Source organism: Dactylosporangium sp. NPDC005572, assembly GCF_040605515.1.
Lineage (GTDB): Bacteria > Actinomycetota > Actinomycetes > Mycobacteriales > Micromonosporaceae > Dactylosporangium.
The window spans coordinates 19,983-27,437 of sequence record NZ_JBEXCY010000158.1; the positions used below are offsets into that span (position 1 = coordinate 19,983).

Sequence of the window (7,455 nt, forward strand, 5' to 3'; positions counted from 1 at the left end):
TTGAGACGGTCGCGGCTCGCCTCGGCGGGGATCTACGCCGGGTTCGCGTTGTTCCTCGTGTGGATCCTGTTCCCGCTGTACTTCACCGTGCTCAGCAGCTTCATGGGCCCGTCCGAGATCGGCGCCAAGCCGTTCCACTGGTGGCCGCACGACCCCACCCTCGCCAACTACGTCGCCATCTTCACCGGCAACAGCGCGCCCTTCTCCACCGGGCAGGACGGCGGGATCGTCTCCAGCACCGACGCGGTCGCCCGCCTGATGCCGGCGATCGCCCGCAGCCTGTGGGTCGGCGTCGTCGTGGTCGCCAGCAACCTCGTCATCGCCGGCGCCGCCGGGTACGCGTTCTCGCGGTACCAGTTCCGCGGCTCCCGGATCGCCTACCTGCTGCTGCTCGCGTCCCGGGTGGTGCCGGCCATCGCGGTCGTGCTGCCGTTCTTCATCGCGTTCCGGCAGCTCGGACTGCTCAACACGTCGCTGGCCCTGATCATCAGTTACAACGCGTTCACGCTGCCGCTGGCGATCTGGCTGCTCAAGACGTACTTCGACAGCGTGCCGAAGGAGCTCGAGGAGGCCGCCGAGGTCGACGGCGCGTCCCGGCTGCGCTGCCTGCTGGTGGTCGTCACCCCGATCGCCCGGCCCGGCCTCATCGCCGCCGGTCTGCTGGTCTTCCTGGAGGCGTGGAGCGAGTTCTTCTACTCGCTGGTGCTGACCAACGCCCTCACGGTGCCGCCGGTCGTGGCCGGTCTGCAGAACCTCCAGCAGTTCTCCTGGACGACGCTGGCCGCGGCGACCATGTTCACGGTCGTCCCGCCCGTGCTCATCGCCCTGGCGTTTCAGCGGTACATCGTGACGGGTCTTGCCGCAGGGAGTGTGAAATGACGGAGAGTCTTGCCGGGAAGGTCATGACCGTCCTCGGGCCGATCGAGCCGGAGGACATGGGCAACACCCTCACCCACGACCACGTGCTGGTCGACGGGTGGGGACTGCGCCAGCTGTACGAGGCGATCCTCGACGACGAGGAGCTCGCCGTCGAGGAGGTCCGCCGGTTCGCCGCGGCCGGCGGCCGCACGATCTGCGACCCGACGAACATCGGGCTCAAGCGCGACCCGCAGGCCCTGCGCCGGATCAGCGCGGCCACCGGCGTCAACATCGTCATGGGCGCCGGCTGGTACCGCGAGATCGTCTACCCCGACTACATCACCACCGACAGCACCGAGGCCCTCGCCGACCGCCTCGTCGCCGAGATCACCGACGGCGTCGACGGCAGCGGCATCCGCCCCGGCTTCATCGGCGAGATCGGCACCGAGCGCGGCCACATCACCCCGCACCAGGAGCGCGTGTTCCGCGCCGCCGGCCGGGCCCACCGCCGCACCGGCTGCCCGATCATGACCCACACCACCCACTGGGGCGAGCTGGCCCTCGAACAGCTCGACCTGCTCGCCGAGGAGGACGTCGACCCCGGTCACGTCGTCGTGTCGCACCTGGGCGACCGGCGCGGCGTCAAGTGGTGGCTGCCGATCGCCGAACGCGGCGCCTGGCTCAACATCGACAACCTGGCCTTCGTGCAGGGCTACGCACCCCTGTCGTTCCGGGCCGACAACGTCGCCGAGCTGTGCGCCATGGGACTGGCCGGGCAGCTCATGCTGTCCAACGACATCTGCGAGCTGGGCCAGCTCGCCGCGTACGGCGGACCGGGCTACGCCAACGTGATCGAGCACTTCCTGCCCATGCTCCGCGACCGGGGCGTGTCCGAGGAGGACATCCACCGCATGACGGTCGCCAACCCCGCCCGGGCGTTCGCGTACGCGACCACGCCCGCCACCGAACCTGGAGTGCAACCATGAGCACAACGGCAGTCGTCGTCGGCGCCGGCCGCGGCATCGGGCAGGCGATCGGCGAGGACCTCGCCCGGGCCTGCCCCGGCGACCGCCTGATCCTCGCCGACATCGACGCCGCCCTCGTCGAAGGCGTTGCCGCGGCCCTGCGGGCCGAGGGCTTCGAGGTGACCGCCCGCCACGTCGACATCACCGACGAACAGTCGGTGCGGGACCTCGTCGCCGAGACGTCGGACGCCGACCGGGTCGCGATCGCCGCCGGGGTGTTCGACAGCGCGCCCAGCCTCGACGTCGCCGTCGCCGACTTTGAACGCATCCTGCGGGTCAACACCGTCGGCTGCTTCGACGTCGCCCGCCGCTACGCCGCCGCGATGGCCGACCGGGGCGGCGGCTCGATCGTCGCCGTCGCCTCCGTCGCCGCCCGGATGCCCCGCATGCGCCAGGCCGCCTACTCCGCCTCCAAGGCAGCCCTCCGCCAGTCGCTGCGGGTCCTCGCCATGGAGGTCGCCGGCAGCGGGGTCCGGATCAACACCGTCTCGCCCGGGCCCACGGACACGCAGATGATGCGGCAGCTCGCCAGCGACCACGCCACCGTCGACGACCTCGCCGACGGCAGCCTGCCGGCGCTGCGCCCGCGGATCCCGGCCGGCCGGGTCGCCCGCGGCACCGACATCGCCGCCGCCGTGCGATTCCTGCTGTCCGCCGACAGCTCCCACATCCTGCTCGGCGACCTCGTCGTCGACGGCGGCGAACTGCTGGGCATGTGATGAGACTCGGCATCGTCGGCGCCGGCATCATGGGCGCGAAGGTGGCGGCAGCCGCGGGCCGGCTGACCGGGGTCGAGGTCACCGCCGTCGCCGACCCCGTCCCCGAGCGGGCCGCCGCGCTCGGCGGCACCGCGTTCGCGGACTGGCGCGACCTGCTCGACTCGGGCCCGGTCGACGCCGTCTACCTCGGGCTGCCCCACGACGCCCACGCCGACGCGTGCGCGGCGGCGTCGGCCCGGGGCCTGCACGTGCTCATCGACAAACCCCTGTGCACCACCGTCGCGGAGGCCGACCGGATCATCGCCGCCCGGGACGCCGCCGGCGTCGTGGTCATGGTCGGCTTCAGCTACCGGTTCCGGGCCGAGTGGCTCGCCGCCCGGCGGCTCGTCGCCGGCGGGGCGATCGGGGAGCCGGTGTCGGTCACCGACGTCATCGTGGAGGCGGCCCCGGACACGCCGGCGTGGTACTGGGACCCCGCCCGCGGCGGCGGCATCCTCCACCTGCAGTCGCACCACTGCTTCGACCGGCTGCCCTGGCTGGTCGGGGTCCCCCTGGCCGAGGTGACCGGCCGGACCGCCGGGGACGAGGCCGCCGCGATCACCACGACGTTCGCCGGCGGCGCCGTCGGCGGGATCTCGCTGTCGTTCGGCCGCACCCACCACGCCGAACCACGGTCGCTGACCGTCGTGCAGGGCACCGCCGGGCAGCTGCGCATCGAGCAGGGCGGCAGCCTCGCCGTCGCCACGGCGGCGGGGGAGCGGACCGAGTCGCACGCCGGCGACGACTGGCTGCACCGGGAGCTGGCCGCGTTCGTCGCGGCCTGCACAGGGGCCGACAGGGGGGCCGACACGGGGGCGGACACGGCCTTCCCGACGGCCGAGGACGGCCGGCGAGCCGTGGTCTGCGCCGCCGCCGCGGCCGAGTCGGCCCGCACCGGGCAGCCGGTGAGGGTGTCATGAGCGGCCTCGTACTTCGCGGCGGGCTGGTCTGCGACCCCGAAGCCGGCACCCTCGCGCCCGGGGACGTCGTCGTGCGCGACGGGCGGATCGCCACGGCGGCCGACCCGTCCGACCCGGTCGTCGACGTGTCCGGGCTGGTGGTGACGCCCGGCCTGGTCGACCTGCACACCCACGTCTTCGTCGGCCAGGACCTCGGCGTCGACCCGGACGAGGCCGGCCCGCCCAGCGGGGTCACGACGATGGTGGACACCGGCAGTGCCGGCGCGCACCTGTTCGGGGCGTTCGTCCGCGGTACCGTCGAACGGGCGCGGACCCGCATCGGCGCGTTCATCAACATCTCCACCGTCGGCACCACGAGCATCATGCTCTCCGGCGAGCTGAAGACCCTCCCGTACGTCGACCCGGCCGCCTGCCGCGCGGCGATCGCGGAGCACCGGGACCGGATCATCGGCGTGAAGGTCCGGGCGTCCGCCGACGTCGCCGGCGACAACGGCGTCGTCGCGCTCGACCGGGCCCGCGAGGTCGCCGACGCCGAGGGGCTGCCGCTCATGGTGCACCTCGGGCCCCCGCCGGCGTCCCTGGCCGACATCCTGGCCCGGCTCGGCCCCGGCGACCTCCTCACGCACTGCTTCACCGGCCTCTCCGGTACCCCGTACACCGAGCACGGCCGGGTCGTCGACCTGGTCGCCGAGGCCCGGCAGCGCGGCGTGCGCTTCGACGTCGGGCACGGCATGTGCGGCTTCGACCTGGAGCAGGCCCGCGCCGCGGTCGACGCCGGGTTCCTGCCCGACACGATCAGCTCCGACCTGCACACCTACTCCCGCCCGATCGTCGGCGGCCTGCCGGCCGTGATGGCGAAGTTCCTCGGGCTCGGCGTGCCCCTGCCCGAGGTGGTGCGCCGCGCCACCGTCGACCCCGCCCGGATCGCCGGGTTCGACGGCGTCGGCACCCTGCGGCCCGGCGCGCCCGCCGACGTCGCCGTCCTGCGGGTGACCGACGCGCCCGCCGTCGACGTCGTCCTCACCGTCCGCGCCGGCGAGATCGTGTACCGCGCCTCGAACTGAAAGGCATCGAAGCCATGGACATCTACGCCGAACTGGGCGTCCGGACGATCATCAACGCGGTCGGGCCGGCGACCCGGCTGGGCGGCCTGCCGCTCTCCGACGAGGTCGTCGAGGCGATGCGGGCCGCCGGCGCGCGCAACGTCCGCATGGACGAGCTCGAGGAGGCGGCCGGCGCCGAGATCGCCGCCCTCCTCGGCGCGCCGGCCGCCTACGTCACCAGCGGCGCCGCCGCCGCGCTGAGCCTCGCCACCGCCGTGTGCCTCGCCGGTGACCGGCCCGCCGCGATCGACGTGCTGCCCGAGGTCGCCGGCCCCCGCCGCCGGGTCGTCATCCAGCGGGCCCACCGCGACCCCTACGACCACGCGCTCACCGCCGTCGGCGCGGAGCTCGTCGAGATCGGCTACCCCGGCTCGACCCGCCCCGACGAGCTGGTCCGCGAGCTCGACGGCCGAGCCGCGCTGGTCCTGTGGCGGCCCGGCCGCGGCGGCGACCACCTGGGCATCGTCGAGGTCTGCGAGCTGGCCCACGCCGCCGGTGTACCGGTGCTCGTCGACGCCGCCATGGACGTGCCACCCCTCGCGCGGCTCGCGGAGCTGTTCGACGGCGGCGCCGACCTGGTGGCGATCAGCTCCGGCAAGGCATTCCGCGGCCCGCACACCGCCGGCATCCTCTGCGGCCGGGCCGACCTGGTCGGCGCCGTCGCCCTGCACCACCAGGACATGGACATCCGGCCCCGCACCTGGCAGCGCTCGGAGATCACCGGCGCCGACCCGGTCCGCGGCCGGCACGGCATCGGCCGGGGCATGAAGGTCGGCCGCGAACAGATCGTCGGCCTGCTCGTCGCGCTGCGGGCGTTCGTCCGCGACCCCGGGGCCCACCACCGGCACGGCGCGCAGGAGCTCGCCGACATCCGGGCCGCGCTGGAGGCCGACACCCGGTGCACCGTCCGGGACGGCTACGAGCACCACCTCGACGTGCCCGTCCTGGAGATCGACGTGTCGGCGTCCGGCCGAACGGCCGACGACGTGATCCGGGACCTCGACCGGGGCACGCCCCGCATCCACGTCGGCGAGGACCAGGCGTGGCGCGGTGTCCTCGTCGTCAACCCGATGGGGCTGCAGCCGGGCGACGGGGCGGCGTTCGCGAAGCGGCTGGCCGAGGTGCTGGGATGACGTTCTCGCTGTCCGCGGCGCCGGTGGGCCGGCTGCCCATCCCGGGCTGGGAGGCGTTCTTCGGCCGCAACGACCAGGAGTTCCACGACCTGTGGTTCTACGTCTGGCTGGTCACCGATGGCGAGCGGACCGGGCTGATCGACACCGGCCTGCCGATCGGCGCCGCCGACCGGGCCGCGCTGGACACCGCGAACCAGGCCCTCGACCCGCGGTGCGTGTTCCAGGACGTGCGGCTGCTGCCGGAGGCCCTCGACGCGCTCGGGGTGCGCGGCGAGGACGTCGACTTCGTCCTGCTGACCCAGACGATCACGTACCACACCGGCGGCCTGCTGCCGGACCTGCTCCCGCGGGCGACGGTCTACGCCGCCTACGCCGGGGTCCGGGAGATGCTCTGCGCGCCGCCCGGGCACCCGCCGGTCGAGTTCTACTTCACCGGCCCCTCCTGGTCGTACCTGCGGGACCTGGCGGTCGGCGGGCGGCTGGTGCTGGCGGACGGCCCGGTCGAGGTCGCGCCGGGCCTGTGGTTCGAGCCGACCGGCGGGCACCACCCCGGCTCGGCCGGCGTCCGGGTGCAGCGCGCCGACGGCCTGGCCGGGCTGCTGGAGACGGCGTTCTTCGCCCGGAACATCGACGAGGAGCTCCCCATCGGCATCGCCGAGGACGCCGCCGCGTGCCGCCGGGCCATCAAACACTATCGACGCGTGTGTGATGAAGTGGTGGCGTTGCACGACCCGGGCAACGCGGCACGCTTCCCGATCACACCTCGGCACGCAAGGAGGCCGGCGTCTTGACCGCCATCCGCAGCACCTCGCCGAACGCCCAGTCCGCGGCCGGCGTCAAGTCGGCCGAGCGGGCCCTGGACCTCATGGAGTACCTGGCGGCGCACCGCTCCGGCGCGACCTTCCCGCAGATCAGCCAGGACCTGGGCTTTCCCAAGAGCAGCCTGCACGCGCTGCTGGGCACGCTGGTCGGCCGGGGCTGGATCTACCTGGACGAGGAGCGGCGCCTGTACCGCATCGGCGTGCGGGTCTGGGAGACCGCGCAGAGCTTCGCCTACCTGGACAGCCTCGCCCACCGGGCCGAGCCGCACCTGCGGGCGGCCCGCAACCAGCTCAACGAGACGGTACAGCTGGCCGTGCTCGACGGCATCGACAACGTCTACATCGCCAAGGTCGAGGCCGACCACCCGCTGCGGCTGGTGTCGCGGGTCGGGATGCGGCTGCCCGCCTACGCGACCGGCCTGGGCAAGGTGCTGCTGGCGTTCCTCGATCCGGCCGACCTGAGGGCACGCCTGGAGGGCGTGACCATGCGCCGGTTCACCCAGCACACCATCGCCACGTCGCAGCAGCTGTTCGACCGGGTCCAGGAGATCCGTGAGCGCGGCTTCGGCGAGGACGACGGCGAGTACACCCCCGGGGTCTTCTGCGTCGCCGTGCCGGTCCGCGACGCGACCGGCCGGGTGGTGGCGGCGATGAGCTGCTCCATCCCGCGCGTCCGGCTCGGCGAGGGACCGGCCCACCGCGACCACCTGGTGCAGACGCTGACCCGCCACTGCGACGCGATGTCCCGCGACCTCGGCTGGCGCGGCGGCGGCGCGGCCTAACTTGATCTTTAACCTCGCCGTCGGGGTCGTGGCTTGCTCGGTTTCTTCTTCTTGG

At 73.7% G+C, this 7,455-nt stretch carries 8 protein-coding genes; all 8 read left to right on the top strand.

Translation table 11 applies throughout. The annotated features are described in order from the left end of the window. From ABZS66_RS45000 to ABZS66_RS45035, 8 genes are read left to right on the top strand one after another with little or no spacing between them, the layout of a single operon-like run. The gene (locus ABZS66_RS45000; protein WP_354769042.1) at window positions 1-879 is read left to right on the top strand and encodes a carbohydrate ABC transporter permease; all 879 of its coding nucleotides are present in this window, start codon (window positions 1-3) and stop codon (window positions 877-879) included. Then, window positions 876-1,844: a hypothetical protein gene (locus tag ABZS66_RS45005; RefSeq protein WP_354769044.1), complete on the top strand. Its 969-nt coding sequence runs from the start codon at window positions 876-878 to the stop codon at window positions 1,842-1,844. The genes ABZS66_RS45000 and ABZS66_RS45005 overlap by 4 nt, the downstream gene beginning before the upstream one ends. Further along, window positions 1,841-2,602 (top strand): SDR family oxidoreductase, encoded by a 762-nt coding sequence (locus ABZS66_RS45010; RefSeq protein ID WP_354769045.1) that lies wholly within the window; start codon window positions 1,841-1,843, stop codon window positions 2,600-2,602. The genes ABZS66_RS45005 and ABZS66_RS45010 overlap by 4 nt, the downstream gene beginning before the upstream one ends. Then, complete coding sequence (locus ABZS66_RS45015; protein ID WP_354769047.1) at window positions 2,602-3,561, top strand: Gfo/Idh/MocA family oxidoreductase; 960 nt, start codon at window positions 2,602-2,604, stop codon at window positions 3,559-3,561. The genes ABZS66_RS45010 and ABZS66_RS45015 overlap by 1 nt, the downstream gene beginning before the upstream one ends. Further along, window positions 3,558-4,625 carry an amidohydrolase/deacetylase family metallohydrolase gene (locus tag ABZS66_RS45020; protein WP_354769049.1) on the top strand — a complete coding sequence of 356 codons (1,068 nt, stop codon included), beginning with the start codon at window positions 3,558-3,560 and terminating at the stop codon, window positions 4,623-4,625. The genes ABZS66_RS45015 and ABZS66_RS45020 overlap by 4 nt, the downstream gene beginning before the upstream one ends. Window positions 4,626-4,639: 14 nt before the next feature. Then, window positions 4,640-5,797, top strand: coding sequence for a hypothetical protein (locus tag ABZS66_RS45025; protein ID WP_354769051.1), 1,158 nt, complete (start codon window positions 4,640-4,642; stop codon window positions 5,795-5,797). Further along, entirely contained in the window at window positions 5,794-6,588 is a 795-nt protein-coding gene (locus ABZS66_RS45030; protein ID WP_354769053.1) for a hypothetical protein, read from the top strand. The genes ABZS66_RS45025 and ABZS66_RS45030 overlap by 4 nt, the downstream gene beginning before the upstream one ends. Beyond that, on the top strand, window positions 6,585-7,400 hold the full coding sequence (locus tag ABZS66_RS45035) for an IclR family transcriptional regulator (RefSeq protein WP_354769055.1): 816 nt from the start codon (window positions 6,585-6,587) through the stop codon (window positions 7,398-7,400). Before ABZS66_RS45030 ends, ABZS66_RS45035 begins: the two co-directional genes overlap by 4 nt. The last annotated feature ends 55 nt before the right edge of the window (window positions 7,401-7,455 follow it).